Origin of the sequence: Microvirga massiliensis, assembly GCF_001006805.1 — a bacterium.
GTDB lineage: Bacteria > Pseudomonadota > Alphaproteobacteria > Rhizobiales > Beijerinckiaceae > Microvirga > Microvirga massiliensis.
Genome location: NZ_LN811362.1, coordinates 43765 through 59678, shown reverse-complemented (window position 1 = coordinate 59678; position 15914 = coordinate 43765). Strand labels below are relative to the sequence as shown.

The 15914-nt window shown below is 63.6% G+C and carries 11 protein-coding genes and 4 pseudogenes; 8 read left to right on the top strand and 7 right to left on the bottom strand.

The annotated features are described in order from the left end of the window. The first annotated feature begins 122 nt into the window (after window positions 1-122). A complete protein-coding gene (locus BN1233_RS31260; protein WP_048709305.1) occupies window positions 123-323 on the top strand; it encodes a hypothetical protein in 201 nt (66 codons plus the stop codon). Window positions 324-376: 53 nt separating this feature from the next. On the opposite strand, the pseudogene BN1233_RS31255 reads toward BN1233_RS31260, so the two are convergent. Both BN1233_RS31255 and BN1233_RS47490 read right to left on the bottom strand, forming a co-directional pair. Continuing rightward, a pseudogene (locus BN1233_RS31255) lies at window positions 377-1442 on the bottom strand (IS630 family transposase). A 236-nt stretch (window positions 1443-1678) separates the two neighbouring features. Continuing rightward, window positions 1679-2134 carry a hypothetical protein gene (locus BN1233_RS47490; RefSeq protein ID WP_147707652.1) on the bottom strand — a complete coding sequence of 152 codons (456 nt, stop codon included), beginning with the start codon at window positions 2132-2134 and terminating at the stop codon, window positions 1679-1681. A gap of 447 nt (window positions 2135-2581) precedes the next feature. Here BN1233_RS47490 and BN1233_RS31250 point away from each other — a divergent pair, with 447 nt between their 5' ends. Beyond that, window positions 2582-6964, top strand: coding sequence for an nSTAND1 domain-containing NTPase (locus BN1233_RS31250; protein ID WP_187144413.1), 4383 nt, complete (start codon window positions 2582-2584; stop codon window positions 6962-6964). A gap of 489 nt (window positions 6965-7453) precedes the next feature. On the opposite strand, the pseudogene BN1233_RS31240 reads toward BN1233_RS31250, so the two are convergent. Together BN1233_RS31240 and BN1233_RS47485 are read right to left on the bottom strand one after the other, a co-directional pair. Further along, window positions 7454-8182: pseudogene (locus tag BN1233_RS31240) on the bottom strand (DDE-type integrase/transposase/recombinase); the annotation flags it as partial. An 86-nt stretch (window positions 8183-8268) separates the two neighbouring features. Beyond that, the gene (locus BN1233_RS47485; protein ID WP_154678317.1) at window positions 8269-8430 is read right to left on the bottom strand and encodes a hypothetical protein; all 162 of its coding nucleotides are present in this window, start codon (window positions 8428-8430) and stop codon (window positions 8269-8271) included. 154 nt (window positions 8431-8584) lie between these two features. On the opposite strand from BN1233_RS47485, the pseudogene BN1233_RS31235 reads away from it, so the two are divergent. From BN1233_RS31235 to BN1233_RS31220, 4 genes and pseudogenes are all read left to right on the top strand, one after another. Beyond that, window positions 8585-8827: pseudogene (locus BN1233_RS31235) on the top strand (integrase core domain-containing protein); the annotation flags it as partial. A gap of 236 nt (window positions 8828-9063) precedes the next feature. Continuing rightward, window positions 9064-9543 (top strand): fasciclin domain-containing protein, encoded by a 480-nt coding sequence (locus tag BN1233_RS31230; RefSeq protein WP_046867580.1) that lies wholly within the window; start codon window positions 9064-9066, stop codon window positions 9541-9543. Between the two features lie 144 nt (window positions 9544-9687). Beyond that, window positions 9688-10419 carry an SDR family NAD(P)-dependent oxidoreductase gene (locus BN1233_RS31225; protein ID WP_046867579.1) on the top strand — a complete coding sequence of 244 codons (732 nt, stop codon included), beginning with the start codon at window positions 9688-9690 and terminating at the stop codon, window positions 10417-10419. Window positions 10420-10541: 122 nt separating this feature from the next. After that, a pseudogene (locus BN1233_RS31220) lies at window positions 10542-11918 on the top strand (deoxyribodipyrimidine photo-lyase). A gap of 74 nt (window positions 11919-11992) precedes the next feature. Here BN1233_RS31220 and BN1233_RS31215 read toward each other — a convergent pair. The 3 genes from BN1233_RS31215 to BN1233_RS31205 all read right to left on the bottom strand — a co-directional run bounded on the left by BN1233_RS31215 (window position 11993) and on the right by BN1233_RS31205 (window position 13763). Next, on the bottom strand, window positions 11993-13042 hold the full coding sequence (locus BN1233_RS31215) for an SDR family oxidoreductase (protein ID WP_046867578.1): 1050 nt from the start codon (window positions 13040-13042) through the stop codon (window positions 11993-11995). 84 nt (window positions 13043-13126) lie between these two features. Then, window positions 13127-13390: a DUF6894 family protein gene (locus BN1233_RS31210; protein ID WP_048709304.1), complete on the bottom strand. Its 264-nt coding sequence runs from the start codon at window positions 13388-13390 to the stop codon at window positions 13127-13129. Window positions 13391-13523: 133 nt separating this feature from the next. Beyond that, window positions 13524-13763, bottom strand: coding sequence for a DUF378 domain-containing protein (locus BN1233_RS31205; protein ID WP_046867576.1), 240 nt, complete (start codon window positions 13761-13763; stop codon window positions 13524-13526). A 202-nt stretch (window positions 13764-13965) separates the two neighbouring features. Between BN1233_RS31205 and BN1233_RS43545 the strand changes: the two genes are divergently transcribed. Both BN1233_RS43545 and BN1233_RS31195 read left to right on the top strand, forming a co-directional pair. After that, window positions 13966-15132 (top strand): sensor histidine kinase, encoded by a 1167-nt coding sequence (locus BN1233_RS43545; protein WP_082145758.1) that lies wholly within the window; start codon window positions 13966-13968, stop codon window positions 15130-15132. An 18-nt stretch (window positions 15133-15150) separates the two neighbouring features. Continuing rightward, window positions 15151-15798 (top strand): response regulator, encoded by a 648-nt coding sequence (locus BN1233_RS31195; protein WP_046867575.1) that lies wholly within the window; start codon window positions 15151-15153, stop codon window positions 15796-15798. Window positions 15799-15914 lie beyond the last annotated feature (116 nt).

Here is a 15914-nt window from a genome sequence, read left to right as displayed (position 1 = left end):
GTGGCCGGCTGCGCAACCCCAACCAGCTCCGCCGGCCACCCCGGCCGTAGCGCCAAAACCAATCATGCACTAACGTTGACCCCGGACCACCTCATGGGGGCCGGCCATTCCTCGGCGGCACGGTGCCGTTCGACTACCGGCGCGATGACACGGGCGAGCTCGTTCCGCACGAGGGGCAGCAAGCGGCCATTCGCGAGGCGGTGGCGATGAAGGCTGAAGGCGCCTCGCTGCGAGTCACTGCGGATGCGCTCCAGGCGAAGGGGCACGCGATCTCACATGTTGCTGTGTCGCGCGTCCTTCGGTATCACCCCTCTGCTGCGTAGGATCCGAACATTTCGCTACGCAAAATCTGTCGGATGGCTTCTAGTACCCGGAATCACAGCTCCGCGAAACGCGGTTTGAGGTGCTTTTGATGCACCTCGGACTTGGACCAAGCGAAGGGACGAGCGGTTTCGTTGTAGTTGGCGATGAACGCATCAATGTGCCTGCGGAGTTCCGCCACGCTGGTGAAGCTGGCGCCGTGCAGCGACTGGCCGGCGAGGATTGAGAGCCAACATTCCACTTGATTGAGCCAGGAGGCGCCGGTCGGCCTGTAGTGGAAATGCACATTCTTGTGCCGGGCCAGCCAGCGGTCGCGCTTAGGCTTGTGGGTGTTGAGGTTGTCGAGAATGACGTGGATCTCGCGCCCAGGATGGGCCGCGACGATGCGGTTCATGAAGTCGAGGAACTCGACGCGCCGCCGCTTCTTGTGCGCGGCGACCACCTGGCCGGTGGCGACCTCGAAGGCGGCAAACAGCGTGCTCGTGCCATGGCGCTTGTAGTTGTGCGCATGGCCCGTAAGCGCCCGACCGTTGGGCAGCTTGAGATAGCCCTGGGCACGTTCGAGTGCCTGGATGTGCGGCTTCTCGTCGACCGCGAGCACCAGCGCCTGATCGGGCGGCGCGAGATAGAGCCCGACGATCTCGGCCGCTTTGGCGGCGAACGCGGGATCCTGGCTCGGGCACCACGACTTGCGCCCCGCCAGGTCGATCTTCTGGGCCCGCAGGAAGCGCCAGATATGCTGCACGTCAATGTCGCCGAGCGCCCGGGCGATCAGCGGGCCGGTCCAGCGGGCAAAGCCGACCGGCGGGGGATCATCGAGGACCGCCAGGATGCGCCGGTCGGTCGCGGCCGTGGATTTGGGCGTGGCCCCACGTGCACCGGTCTCGTCGAGACCAGCCCGTCGCTGCGCGGCATACCGGACGCGCCACTTGCTCGCGGTGCCGATCGTGCAGTGGACCGCCCGCGCAATCGCCCGCGTCGGCTGGCCGTCCGCCGCCAACAGCACGATCCGCGCGTTGGCGCAGCCGATGCTCGGTCTTCGTCGAGCGGGCCAGGCCTTCGAGCTCGGTCCGCTCCTCAGCCGTCAAAACAATCGGGGTCGCGTCAGCGATGCCGCTCATGCACCCTTGAATCACGACTCACGCTCCAGCAACAGTGGGTACTAGAGAGGACCGCATAATCCATAGGGACCAGTGCAGAACTGTGGACGTCCGTGCAACGCGTTGCACGGCACTGGAAGCTTTTCCTGCCCTGACGGAATGGTAGGAGACGCAGCCCTTTCTCCACTTGCGCCTCTGCGCGCAGGGAAGTCCCGAAAGGGGCTAAAACCAGAATATCAGCCTTGCAAGGTATCCTTCTACTGAGGATAGAAGAATTCTTTTCTACCATCCGGATATTCCAGAAACAGAACTGGTGGTATGCCCGGTGTACATGCAGTAGCGGGATCACAACCGATTTTCCAGCGAAAGGCGCGCTGAGGCCCGCTATTCGGTTTGATGATTAGACGATCGCCTCGTACGGAATAAACTCCCGTCTCCTCTTCGTCGCGCCCGGTTCCAAAGCGCTGGTAGGTATACGTGCCATCATTCGTGAACGCGTAGACAATATGAAGGTTTCCGTGCTGAACCTCCCATGCACCCACTGGTGTCATGCCTTGACCAGCTATTTGTGACGCAGAAACGATCATTGCTGCAATTGCGAAACCAGCCATGACAACTATAAATTTTGCAGTTGCCGGGATAATGATTTTCAACTGCGAAGTGTGCGGTTCTTTGTTAGCTTTATCCTCGCAGTTATTCGGATCAACTGTCATGACATCCTCCTAAGCTCTGAGTAGCGTTCCTCGTATTAGTCGGCCTCAATGGATCTTTGGGCACACTTTCGGGAAAGAATAACTCTATTCGGCATTGCTAACAGCCCCGAGGTCGCCCCTTTGCCTGGCGACAAGCAACGCACCAACAGTGACCTGCATATGTGAGGTGGATCACACGAAGATCAAACCACTGCAACCTAGAGTAGTAATATCTCGAATCATCATGAGGCGCGCATGGTGGCGAGATTGAATACTGCCAAGCCTAAGCAGGTATTAGGCGATCTCATGATCACATTGAACGAAGGCAAAGTAGTTCAGTAAGATGATTGCCCCTACGCTGTAAAATCACGGGCGGCACTCGGGAATGGGGCCGAGATCCAGACACACTCAAAGCGCTCGATGGATGGGTGTGCAGCAGTGCGGCCATGCATGCGGGAGGAGGTGCCCGTGAGCTTCATCTTTCTCAGCCATAGCAGTCAGGACGATGCTGCCGCCGGTGCCCTGCATGACTGGCTGCGGGAGGAGGGGCACGCGGCAGTCTTCCTCGACCATGATGCCGAGGCCGGTATCGTCGGTGGCGAGACATGGGAAGAGCGGCTCTACACGGAGCTACGGCGCTGTCGCGCATTGATCGCGCTCGTCAGCCCCGACTGGCTCGCCTCACCCTGGTGCGCCGCCGAGGCCGACCATGCCCAGGCTTTGCGCAAGCCCGTTCTCCCCATCCGGATCAAGCCGATCGATCCGACAGAGTATGCGGCCAAAGCTCCACCGGTCCTGCGCCGGGTCCAGAGCATCGACTGGGATCAGAGTGAGGAGGCGCGCGAGCGCCTGCGCCGGGGACTGCTCACGGCCGGGCTCGACCCGAAACACAGCTTCATCCTGCGCGTGGATCGAGCCCCCTATCCAGGCCTCGCGGCATTCCAGCGCGAGGATGCTGCGGTCTACTTCGGGCGCGAGCAGGAGATCACAGATCTGCTGGCGCTACTGCGGGAGTGCCGCGCCCCGAGCCGACCACGCCTTGTGCTCGTGCAGGGGGCCTCCGGCACCGGCAAGTCGTCGCTGCTGCGAGCCGGCGTGCTGCCACGGCTCGAGCGTGATCCCGAGAACTGGCTTGTGGTGCCGCCGTTCCGTCCGCTCCGAGATCCCTTCCAGAGCCTCACCGACGCCCTGGCAGCAGCGACAGGAGCACCGCTCGGGGAGCCGCCCCCGGCGAGCAGTCCCCCGAATCCTGCCAACCAGGCAGCGTGGGCCAAGTGGATCATCAACACGGCTGCAGAACTGCGCCGGCGCGCCGGCCGCCCCGAGGCCACAGTGCTGCTGTCGGTGGACCAGCTCGAGGAGGCGCTCGCTGGGTCGATTGGCGGGATGGGTGATGCATTCCTCTTGGCACTGCGTGAGGCGCTCACGGCGGCCGACCACCGCCTGCTCGTCGTGGCCACGCTGCGCGCCGACTTCACGGGCACGCTGCAGCGCCACGCTGCGCTGCGCGAGCCAGCCGCAGCGGGTAGCGAGATCCTGGCCACGCGTGCCTTGCAGCTCGGCCCGTTGCCGCGCGCTGCCTTCCACGCCGTCATTGAGGACCCTGCCGATCTTGTGGGCCTTGAGCTCGAGCCCGGGCTGACCTCGCGGATCGTGGACGAGGCCAGGACCGACGATGCATTGCCGCTGCTGGCTTTCGCACTGCGCGAGCTCTGGGACCGCTACGGCAAGAAGGACCTGAAGCTCACGAGTGCCGAATACGACAGCTTCGGTGGCCTCGAGGCGGCGGTCGGGAGCCGCGCCGAGCAGATCCTTGCGGTGGTCAAGTCCTCGGCTGAGGAACTCGAGGCATTTCGCACAACGCTGGTCTTCGGCATGACCGAGCTCTCGGCCGAGGGGCGGATCCTGCGCCGGCCACTCCCCTGGGCGAAGGTGCCGGAGGCGGCGCGGCGACTGGTCGAGGAGTTCGCGCGAGCTCGCCTGCTGGTGGTTGACGAGGCCACCGTCGAGGTGGTGCACGAGGCCCTGTTCCGCCGCTGGGAGCCTTTGAAGGGCTGGATCGAGGACGCAAAGGAGGATCTTGGCATTCAGCGCCGGGCCCGGGAGGCAGCTGAGGAATGGGACCGTGCCGGGCGGCCGCAAGGGAGCTTATGGCGTCCCCCGGACCTCGATCTGCTACGGCGCTATGCCGAGCGCAATGCAAGCACCCTGGATGCAGTGCAGGCGGCGTTTCTGGATGCCTCGAAGCGGCAAGAGCGCCTCGCCCGGTGGAGTAGGCGCGCTGCCGTCGGGCTAATCGTCTTACTGGCTATTGGGGCAGGCGTCTTCGGGTGGGAGAGCCAGAAGCAGGCGCGGCGGGCACTAGACGAGCTCGCTCAGCGGCTGGAGGCCGACACGGCCCGGCTGGCTCAGGCTGCTCGCAAGCAAGCCGATGAGGGTCACCCCGAGGTCGGCATCCAGCTTACCGTTGCAGCATTGGCTAGCCATGCCGAGGCAACCGCACCACCTCCCTCGCGGTGGCGCGCTGTAGACGCCCTTGCTTGGTCAATGTCGGCAGGGTCAATGTCGACAGGTCCTCTGCCCTTATCTGCCCTGCCGCACAAACACGTCATCTCTGCCAAGTTCAGCCCAGACGGGCGAAGGGTGCTCGCGGCGTCACTGGGGAGCGGCGCCCGGCTGTGGGATGCCAATACCGGGCGCGAGCTCTTCTCACTAGGGCATACAAGCGCGACGCCAACTGCTCACTTCAGCCCCGACGGGCAGAAGGTGCTCACGGACTCACGGGACGGTGGCACCCGGTTGTGGGATGCAGCCACCGGCGCTGAGCTGGCCGCCTTGCCCCAGCTCGAGGGCGAGTATTTCCGAGCCTTCAGCCCGGATGGGCGACGGCTGCTCACGGGTATAGAGAATGGCCCCGCCCGGGTTCGAGATGCCAGCGATGGCCGCGAGCTTCTCGTCTTGCAGGGCGAGCATCCGGTCTACTCTGCCGTGTTCAGCCCCGACGGGCAGAAGGTCGCCACGGGCTCGGAGGACGGCACGGCCCGGCTGTGGGATGCAGCCACCGGGCGTGAACTCCTCGTCCTGCGGGGGCACGAGAAGAAGGTCGCTGAAGTTGCCTTCAGCCCCGACGGGCAGAAGGTCGCCACGGGCTCGGAGGACGGCACGGCCCGGCTGTGGGATGCAGCCACCGGGCGTGAACTCCTCGTCCTGCGGGGGCACACCGAGCCGATCTTTAACATCACCTTCAGCCCCGATGGGCAGAAGGTGCTCACACTGTTCTCGGACCGGGACGGTGCGGCCCGGCTGTGGGATGCAGCCACCGGGCGTGAACTCCTCGTCCTGCAGCACCCGCGGCAGACCTTAGCCCCTGAGCTCGCCGGCTTACCCGCCGCGCAACATAAGGTTTGGTCTGCCGCCTTCAGTCCTGACGGGCGGAAGATCGTCACGACCTCTCCTGACAATACGGCTCGGCTGTGGGATGTGGCCACCGGGGCCGAGATCGCCATCCTACGGCATCCCCATTCGATTACCTCAGCTATGTTCAGCCCTGATGGGCAGAAAGTGCTCACGACCTCACAGATGATGATCGAGGATGGTCTCGTCACGGTATGGGATGTCGGGAGCGGGCGCGAGCTCCTCAAGCTCCAGCACGAGCAGGACGTCCAACGCACCGTCTTCAGTCCCGATGGGCAGACAATGCTTACACTCGCGGGCGGCACCGCCCGGCTGTGGGATGCCCACACTGGGCGCGAGTTTCTCGTTCTGCCGCATCCGCAGCCGATCTCGTTCGCGACCTTCAGCCGTGACGGGAAGAAGATCGTTACGACCTCTGCCGACAAGACAACTCGACTGTGGGACGCCAGCGGGCGTGAACTCCTTGTCCTGCAGCACGAGACGGAGGCGCAGCTCGCGACCCTGAGCCGCGACGGGCAGAAGATCGTCACAGCCTTGAAGGACGGCACCGCCCGGCTATGGGATGCCAACAGCGGACGCGAGCTCCTTGTCCTGCGGCACCCGCCGCCGGTCTTCCCCGACGAGCTCGAGCGTGCGTCTCCCCCCGGCTTGCGTGTCCTTTTCGAGCAATTCGGCCTATTGGGGCCCGACACTCTCATAAGCGCTGTTTTCAGCCCCGACGGGCAGAAGGTGCTCACGGTCTCCAAGGACCGCATAGGGGGCGACTTCACGCACGCCAAGCCTAGCTTCGAGCATGCGGTCCGGCTGTGGGATGCCGTCACGGGACGCGAACTCGTGGTCCTGCGGCATGAGGGGGGGATTTTCGGGGCTGAGTTCAGCCCCGACGGGCAGAAGGTCGCCACAGGCTCGCAGGACGGCTCGGCTCGGCTATGGGACGCTGCCACGGGTGCTGAGCTCGCCGTCCTGCGCGGGCACATGGGACCAGTTGGTTATCCTACTTTCAGCCGCGATGGGCAGAAGATCGCTACGGGTTCAGAGGACAGCACAGTCCGGCTGTGGGATGTCGCCACCGGCGCCGAGCTCGCCATCCTGCGCGGGCATGAAAGACCGATCACGAGTAGCGACTTCGATGCAGACGGGCAGCGGGTGCTCACGGCTTCGGAGGATGGTACGGCCCGGCTGTGGGATGCCGCCACGGGCGCCGAACTCGCCGTCCTGAGGCACGAAAAGGAGGTCGGCGTCGTCCGCTTCAGCCCCGACGGACAAAGAGCACTCACGAATTCCGGGAGCACCGCCCGGCTGTGGCAACTTCCAACTCACCGCTCCGTGGAAGACCTGGTCACCTACGCCAAGGGACTGGCTCTGCCTGGGTTAAATGAGGCGCAGTGCCGGGAGTTTGGGGTCGCGCCTAAGCTGTGCACCTGGCCACCTCCTTGATCAGCAGCCGAAAGTCGGCGGTGAAGGTTGACGGGCTCCGACGCAGGGCTGTGCGGGAGTTGGGACGCTGCCACCCGCCCCTGGCGCCTTGGCAGGCTGAGCTTCGTTGACCCATGTATTTGTTGCCACGCTGGCAACATTGGGCAGTATTTCCCCCGGCGAGCACGCCAAGCAACGGCCATGAAAACTTCATCACGTCACCAGCCTGAACGCTGTCGTCCTGAACAATCCACAGAGTTGCATTCAGACCGACGGTCACGACCTGTCTCATTATGTCATGGATGGTTAAGATTCGCTGAAAAGGGGGCAACCAGCACAAGCGTTGTGTATGAGAGTTTCAGTTGTTGGTATCGCTGCTCTCCCGCCGCGAAGCGGCCGCGCTCCTCACCGAGCGCTTCAGCATCCCGCGCTGTAGGCAAACCCTGGCGAATTGGGCCCATCAGGGCCAAAGCCCGCCGTGCCAAGAGCTCGTTGAAACTGGCCCTGAGACTAGCGATAGACCGGGCCTTGCACACCCACTGAGCGGTTGTCGTTACAGGGATCCACTGACAGAGTTGGCCTCCTGCGATGATGAGCATCCGTCACTGTGTCTGGATGCGAGACGTCCTTGGCTGCTGCGACGACCTTGAGGGCCTGGGGCAGAGCCTCTGGATTGGGCGGTTTATAGCGCACGTTGGCGAGGGCTGGCACTGCTGCGAGACGACTGCGCACGACCTGCTCGGGGGAGGTACCTTGGAGCACCCGTTAGCGGCGCAGGTTGTAGGCCTAGTTGAAGCCCGTGAGCAGGGTCTCGAGATCGCAATGGCTATAGATCGTGATACCCATCACTTCGCGCTGCGCCCGTCCGTTGAAGCGCTCCACGAGACCGTTGGTTCGCAGTGTGTAGGGTTTGGTCATCCGGTGCTGCATCTTCCACTTGCGGCAGGCAGCCTCGAAGCCATCAGCCGTGAAGCACGAGCCCCGGTCGGTGAGCACGTGCGTGATCTTGAAGGGGAAAGCCGCGATCGCCTCTTTGAGGAAGGCGATCGCGGCTGTCGGGGTCTCGTCATCCTTGACGCTCAAGTGCACCCAGCGCGAGCAGCGGTCGATGGCGACATAAAGATAGCGCTTGCGGCTCTCCCCGTCAGCCGTGCGCAGTTTCGGCAGGTGCTTGATGTCGAGGTGCACGAAGCCGAGATCGTAGTCCTTGAAGGTGCCACTCTTCCGCTTGGTCTGACTGTATCGAGCTTGGCTTCAAGGCGCGCAATGTGGCGGCCGAGCATGAGTGATGAATGCTCGCCATCGCAGAGGGCCGCCTCTCGTGGCTATGTCGTGATCGAAACCGAGGGCGCCTCGAGGAGAGCCGAGCTGTTCTCGCTGAGATCCGCGCCATCGAGGGCACCATCCATACTCGTCTGCTGTACGAGCGCCAGTAACCATCCTGGCGTGTTGTTGATGCCGACGAACTCCTGAAGCGCGCCTGTCATCTCGCAGATGCCGAGGGCCTTCCGAGCGGAATTTGCGCAAAGCGTAGATAGTTGATCCCAGGAACTGACCTCAAACTGACGTTCTCTCGCTAGGTGGATTCAAGCGGTCGTCGCAACACCCTGAAGGAGGAGGTTGCGACGACCGCTTGAATTCGCCCAACACCTCGCGATCCGCTATCCGCAGCGCCTGAGCGAGGCCGGCGTTGAGCCCTCGGTCGGCAGCGTCTGTGACTCTTACGACAAGGCCCTCATTGAAACCATCAATGGGCTGTTCAAGGCGGAAGTTATCCATCGTCGCAGGACGTGGCGCTCATTCGAGGCGGTGGAATACGCCACACTCGAATGGGTCGACTGGTTCAACACCCGCCGCCTGCTCGAGCCCATCGGCACTATCTGACCTGCTGAGGCCGAGTCCAACGACTATACTGCATTCCGGGCGGGCTATTAAGATCCATGGGCGGTCGCTCGGCTGATCGCGGGTCCCGCTCTCAGGAGCGCTTCGTGAGGCGTCTACAGCGATTTCGTCATCCCGATCAGGGTTCTTGCTTATCCGAAAGCGATGCCGGAGCACACATCTCAGGGCTGCCGACCAGCGCTCGGCATGGCGCTGGAATCCGGGAACAGGAGAACACAATGTCGATCAAGAGGAACTTGCTTGCTGCAGTCGCAGGGCTTGCCCTGGCGTCCCCCGTCGCGGCGGCCGACATCGTCGAAACGGCATCGTCGAACGGAAGTTTCACGACGCTCGTTGCTGCGGTCAAAGCAGCCGGTCTCGTGGACACCCTCAAAGGCCAGGGTCCGTTTACCGTCTTCGCCCCAACCGACGAAGCATTCAAGAAGCTGCCTCCTGGGACTGTCGAGAACCTTCTCAAGCCCGAAAACAGAGCTCAGTTGACCAGGATTCTCACATATCACGTCGTGCCCGGAAAAGTGATGGCCGGTGACGTGAAGGGCAAGAGGACGACGGCCACAACGGTCGAGGGGAGTGCCGTGGCAATCGACGCCAGCGGACAGGCCGTGAAGGTCGATAACGCGACGGTTCGTCAAGCGGACGTGACTGCATCGAACGGCGTGATCCATGTGATCGACACCGTGATCATGCCAAAGTCCTAAGATAGTGCATTGCCCTCATGCGAAGAGGCCCATCCTGCCTGGGCGGGCCTCTGTCATCACCACAGGCCGAGCGAGCGCGCCAATCGCTCTGCCGTGCCACGACCCACTTTCTATTGAAGTGCCAGCCCCGGAGTGTATGCGCGTATGCCTGGACGGGTTCTCATCTATGGCGGCACAGGCGGCATCGGCGCCGCGACCGCACGGCTGTTGCGGAAGCGTGGGTACAGCTTGCACCTTGTCGCCCGTGACGAGAGCCGGCTCGCCACATTGGCCCAGGAACTCGGCGCAGGCTATACAGCGGGCGATGTAGCCGGCGCGGACGTCTTCGCCCGTGCCGCGCAGGCGGCATCAGATGGCAGCGGTCTCGCCGGTCTCGTGTACGCCGTCGGCACCATCACCCTGAAGCCGCTTGGGCGCCTGACCGACGCCGACTTCGAGCAGGATTTTCGCATCAATGCTCTCGGGGCGGCCAAAGCCGTACAAGCGGCCCTCCCGGATCTCGAGGCAGGAGGCAACCCGTCGAGCGTCGTGCTGTTCTCGACTGTCGCGGTCGCGCAAGGCTTTGCCTCTCATGCCTCCATCTCGATGGCCAAAGGAGCAGTCGAGGGACTGACGGTTGCGCTTGCTGCTGAACTGGCCCCGAAAGTGCGGGTCAATGCGATTGCGCCGTCTCTCACGCGCACCCAACTGGCGCGTGAACTCGTGGGCCACGAGAGCATGGCGAGCAGTATTGCTCGAATGCATGCGCTTCCCCGTCTCGGGACGGCCGAAGACATCAGTGCTCTGGCGGCTTTTCTGGTTTCAGAGGCCTCCTGGATAACCGGCCAGATCATCGGCGTTGATGGCGGGCGCAGCACGCTGCGACCGAAAGGGTGAGATCAAGAGCAGAGCTATGGCACAAGGTAGAACGACGTGTGCCCGTGCTCCTAAACAGCAACATCTCTCGGGTCGAGCAATAATCGGCTTGGACTGGGACTTTGAATCGCCAGGAGTCTACGATGTCCATCCAGTCCGCGCGCATCAGCGTTCTCAACAATGTCGCGCCTCAACTCGGTGGTCGCTACATTCTCTATTGGATGCAGCAGTCGCAGCGTGCGCAGTTCAACCCAGCGCTCGAGATCGCGGTCGAGGAGGCCAACACACGAGGGCTGCCTGTTCTGGTCTGCTTCGGGCTGATGGACGGATACCCCGAGGCCAACGAGCGCCATTATGCGTTCATGCTGGAGGGCCTCGCTGAGGTCGAGCAAGATCTCCGGAAGCAAGGGATCGCGTTTGTGATCCGCCGTGGGCCGCCGGATTCCGTTGCACTTCAGCTCTCCAGCGAGGCTGCGCTCGTCGTCTGCGACCGGGGCTATCTCAAGCCGCAGAAGGCGAGGCGCATCGACTTGAGCCGTCAGGCCGCATGCCGCGTGCTCCAGGTGGAGGGTGACGTCGTCGTTCCGGTCGAGACCGCCTCGTCCAGGCACGAGGTCGGCGCCCGCACGCTTCGGCCCAAGCTGTATCGCGTCTGGGACGAGTACCTCGTCCCTCTCGGAGCGCGAGCGGTTCGCCGGATTGCGGCCAGCGTGCATGTCCAGAGCGAGGTAGACCTCTCCGACATCCGTGGTGTGCTCCACTCACTGAAGATCGACCACAATGTCGGCCCCGTGCACCGCTTCCGGGGCGGGACGTCGCCCGCCCGAGCGCGACTGAAGGCTTATCTCGACGGGCCCTTCGCGCACTACGCCAAGAACCGCGGCGTGCCCGAAGCCGGGGCCGCGTCGCACATGAGTCCCTACCTGCACTTCGGGCAGATCTCGCCCGTCGAGATCGCGCTTGCCGTTCGTGATGCCCAGGTGGGCGGTCACGAGAACAAGGCGGCCTATCTGGAAGAGCTGATTGTCCGGCGCGAGCTGGCCGTGAACCACGTGTTCTACGACGAGCGATATGACACCCTATGAGGCCGTGCCCGCATGGGCGCGCAAGACGCTCGACAGCCGGCGCGGCGACCCACGCCCATACCTCTCACGGGCGCGCAACTCGAGGCCGGTGAAACGCACGACCGCTACTGGAATGCGGCCATGAAGGAGATGCGCGCGACCGGCTACATGCATAACCACATGCGCATGTACTGGGGCAAGAAGATCCTGGAGTGGTTGCCCACGCCCGAGGAGGCCTTCGAGACGGTGCTGCGGCTCAACAACCGCTACTTTCTGGATGGGCGGGACGCAAACTCGTTCGCCAACGTGGCCTGGCTGTTCGGGCTGCACGACCGTCCTTGGGGCCCGCGGAACGTCTTCGGGAACGTACGCTCGATGGGCCAGAACTCGCTCAGGAAGTTCGATGCCGATGCCTATGTCCGAACCGTTGAGCGGCTTGCGAGAGCCGAGATCTGAGCCGCCGAGCGGACAAGGTACGTGCTCCTCTCGGGAAAGTGCGCCAGGCCGAGTTGCGGTTCCTGAAGGCAGGGTCAAGCACGTCTTCTCGCGCGTCTCGAGTCTCCGAACGGCATTCTCCTGTTCCTCACAAGCCATGCCCCGGCTGTGGCACCTGCTCCAAGGAGTGTGAGCGCTGTTGCAACCGGATGCATTTGCGCTTCAAGAAAGAGGCTCGTCCGGAGCCGCCCACCAGGGAGTGAGGATCGTTCTGCCCCGTCTTCTCGGGCGGTGTAGAGATTATCTCGTCTTTGAGAGCGGCCAGGGTTGCTGCTTTCCTGCAGAGCACGTCCCGTCGCCTCCATGATGGAGTCCGTCAGGCGGGGCGCCACCTGGCCCAGAGCAGAGACAGCCCAGCCACCAAAGCCCACCACGAGGTCGCGCCTGTGGTTCTCGCAGGCGTAGACCATCGCCTTCGCCACGAGCCGCGGATCGTATGACGGAGGCGGGTTCTTGGTCCCTTTTGCGTCGAGATAATTCCGGGCATGCTCCATGTAGGGTGTATCGATCGCTGACGGCTTGATCAGCGTCACCGACACAGGCGCGCCACTCTCCTCCAGCTCCATCCGGAGCACATCCGTGAAGGCCCTCACGGCATGCTTGGACGCCGAGTAGGGGCCTTGCAGGATCACGGCCCTGTCGCTGAGCACGCTGCCGGTGTTGATGATCTTGCCCCCGCGCTCGCGGAGGTGCTTTGCCGCAATCAGAGAGCCGTACACCACGCCCCAGTAGTTCGTGTCGAACAGACGCCGTTGATCCGCGAGCGGCACTTGCTCGCAGGTGCCATAGATCGCAACGCCGGCATTGTTGATCCAGGTATCGAAGCCGCCAAAGGTCTCTGTCGCGAGCTGTGCAACGCGCTCCAGATCCTCATTCCGGCCCACGTCGGCACAGATCGCCAGAGCCTGACCGCCCCGCGCCCGGCATTCCCGTGCGAGCGCGTCCAGCGCTTCCTCATTGCGAGAGACCAGCACCAGCGCAGCACCACGGTCTGCCAGCGCTCGCGCTGCCGCGAGGCCAATGCCGCTGGAGGCACCTGTGAGAACGATGGTTTGTTGCCCGACGGGCTTCAAACGAAAACTCATCTCCGCTCCTTTGCCACTCATTGCTCGTGCGTGCCATCGTCCCTTGCCGGCCACCTGATCTGCAACCGACCTCATTCACCTCAGTCAGTGCACTTGGCCCGCCCCAGTATTGGGTGAGATTGTCCCGGCAAGCGTGAACGGGATGCGCTGGTACAGACGCCCATGCTCATCCTCGATCTCGAATGCAAACACCTGGGCCGCATGCCGGGAGTCACGCAGGTCCGGCAGCAGTTCCCGCGCGCTCTCAACCGCACGAGTTCCTGCGGCTTGAAGCAAGGCACCCTCCTCCCCGTGATTATCCTCAACGCAGTCACTGCTCGATTGTATGTTGAAGAAGTAGCGCGTCATTCCTTGCTTCATCTGAACTGGAACACGAGCCGAGCCGGATCCCTCGCGTGGTGCGCTGCAACGGGCCGCAATTCGCGAAGTGTCGTGGGCAGAGGCCCGGCCGTTAGGAGCCGGACCTCTTGGGGAGTCTTGCTTAGTGCCGGGTGTCCGTCGCGAGCTGAGGATTCTCGGCGCGCCCTGATACGGCACCGAGAAGCGGCACGACCTGGTACAGCCCGGCAAGGCCCACCAGGACGTAGACGATCCGGGACAGCGCGGCCTGCGGGCCGCCGAACAGGGTCGCGACCAGGTCGAACTGGAACAGGCCCATGAGGCCCCAGTTCACCGCCCCGACGATAACCAGAACGAGCGTAGCTATATTGAACACTCTCATGACTTTATCCTTTGCCGATTGATGCAGTTCACCAACCCTTGAGCCGCGTGAGGGCGGTTCCGCAATTGGTGGCCGGTCGCTCGATCCAGGATCGGGAAAATCCTGATCGCCGCGACTGAATCGCTGTAGGTGCTTGCCGCCGGCAGAGTGGCGGACACATTCGCGTCATGTCCGAGACCAGGAACGAGGCTGGGAGTAGCGAATGGCGAGGGCCCGCAGCAACGGATCCGACCCGGGCCGCCAGAGCCGGCGCGGGTGTGTAAGCGCGTCGTCAGACCCGATGTTCGTTGCGAACAGTGTCGGGACGGAAGCGGTTGCCACGGAAGCACTGCTTCGTTCGACGCTCGATAGCTTATCCGCGCATGTGGCGGTGCTGGACGCCACTGGAACGATCATCGCGGTGAACCAGGCCTGGCGCTCGTTCGCGATCCAGTCGGGATACGTGGGCGAGGATGATGGGGTCGGAACGAACTACCTCGATGTGTGCGAGCGCGGGGCGCCCTTCTCGAGCGACGCGGCCGCCACCGCAAAGGCCCTGCGGGAGATCATCGCTGGGCGGCGCCGGGACTTCCGCATGGAGTATCCCTGCACCGGGCCGGACGGCCCGCGCTGGTTTCAGCTGCGGATCACGCGTCCGGACCAGCAGGAGATGCCGCGGATCGTCATCGCTCACGAAGACATCACGGAGGTCAAGCGGGTCCAGGAGGAGCTCGCGCACCTCACGGCCCGCCTGATGCAGCTGCAGGATGAGGAGCGCCGCTCCATCGCCCGCGAGCTCCACGACACCACGGCCCAGAACCTCCTCGCCGTGACGCTGAACGTCACCAGGCTCCGGGAGCGGCTGCGCACTGCCTCACCCGCAAGCGATCGCATCCTGACCGAGACCCTCGCCTTGGCCGAACAGAGCCTGCAGGAGGTGCGTACCCTGTCGTACCTGCTGCACCCTCCCCTGCTGGATGTCGTCGGCCTCGGGTCGGCCTTGCGGTGGCTGGGCGAAGGGTTTTCCGAGCGCAGTGGGATCGCGGTCGACACGGTTGTCGGCGAGGGAGTGGAGACCCTGTCTCGCGATGCTGCGACCGCGCTGTTCCGGGTTGCCCAGGAATGCCTTGCAAACGTGCACCGGCACGCGAGAAGCAGCTGGGCTCGGATCGCGCTCCACCGCCTGAGTGATGGCATTCGCCTGGAGGTGAGCGATGGCGGCTGTGGCTTCAATGCCCGGTCACTGAATACGGGCGTGGAGCCGGTGCACCAGACGGGTGTGGGCGTATCCGGCATGCGGGTTCGCCTCGAGCAGCTTCGCGGCAGTCTCCAGATCGACTCGGGGCCCGCGGGCACACGGGTCACGGCAACGGTCCCCCTGACCCAATGATGCTCCGAGAGCTCCGCGATGCTGCGCATTCTGTTGGCCGATGACCATGAGATCGTCCGGCGAGGGCTCAAGGAACTGCTCGAAGAGCAGGCGGGCTGGACGGTGTGCGCCGAGGCTGCGAACGGCCGGGAAGCTGTCGAGCGTGCGATCCAGAGCCGTCCCCAGGTGGCGGTTCTCGATTTCTCGATGCCGGAGTTGAACGGGCTGGAGGCGACGCGCCGCATCCGGCAAGCGGCCCCCGAAACCGAGGTCCTGATCTTCACGATGCACGAGAGCGAGGAGCTGATCCGGGAGGTTCTGGCAGCGGGTGCCCGGGGTTACGTGCTGAAATCCGATGCAACCCGCCAGCTCATTCCCGCGGTCGAGAGCGTGTCGCGCCACATGCCCTACTTTTCGGGCCGGGTCTCTGCCGTTGTTCTGGACGGCTTTCTGAAGGGACGGTCGACGCAGCCGGTTGCACTCGGGGCAGAACGTCTGACCTCGCGCGAGCGCGAGATCATGCAGCTTCTCGCCGAGGGGAACAGCAACAAGGCGATCGCGTCGCGTCTGGATCTCAGCGTCAAGACGGTGGAGACGCATCGCGCCGCGATCATGCGCAAGCTCGAGCTGAACTCCCTCGCCGAGATCGTCCGGTTTGCGGTTCGCAATCACATCATTCAGCCATAGATTGCGTCCGCCGTCAGCACTCATGAGACAGCCTGGGTGAATTGAAGGCGAGAGAGTTTCTGGTTCATCGTAGCCCTTGAGGACGCGACGATGAGACAGAAGCCAGGGCCGGCCGA

Bases quoted from the DNA above. Each gene is read 5' to 3' on its own strand.
- BN1233_RS47490 (WP_147707652.1), bottom strand. From the start codon at position 2,134: ATGACAGTTGATCCGAATAACTGCGAGGATAAAGCTAACAAAGAACCG.
- BN1233_RS47485 (WP_154678317.1), bottom strand. From the start codon at position 8,430: ATGACAGGCGCGCTTCAGGAGTTCGTCGGCATCAACAACACGCCAGGA.
- BN1233_RS31230 (WP_046867580.1), top strand. From the start codon at position 9,064: ATGTCGATCAAGAGGAACTTGCTTGCTGCAGTCGCAGGGCTTGCCCTG.
- BN1233_RS31225 (WP_046867579.1), top strand. From the start codon at position 9,688: ATGCCTGGACGGGTTCTCATCTATGGCGGCACAGGCGGCATCGGCGCC.
- BN1233_RS31215 (WP_046867578.1), bottom strand. From the start codon at position 13,042: ATGAGTTTTCGTTTGAAGCCCGTCGGGCAACAAACCATCGTTCTCACA.
- BN1233_RS31210 (WP_048709304.1), bottom strand. From the start codon at position 13,390: ATGACGCGCTACTTCTTCAACATACAATCGAGCAGTGACTGCGTTGAG.
- BN1233_RS31205 (WP_046867576.1), bottom strand. From the start codon at position 13,763: ATGAGAGTGTTCAATATAGCTACGCTCGTTCTGGTTATCGTCGGGGCG.
- BN1233_RS43545 (WP_082145758.1), top strand. From the start codon at position 13,966: ATGGCGAGGGCCCGCAGCAACGGATCCGACCCGGGCCGCCAGAGCCGG.
- BN1233_RS31195 (WP_046867575.1), top strand. From the start codon at position 15,151: ATGCTGCGCATTCTGTTGGCCGATGACCATGAGATCGTCCGGCGAGGG.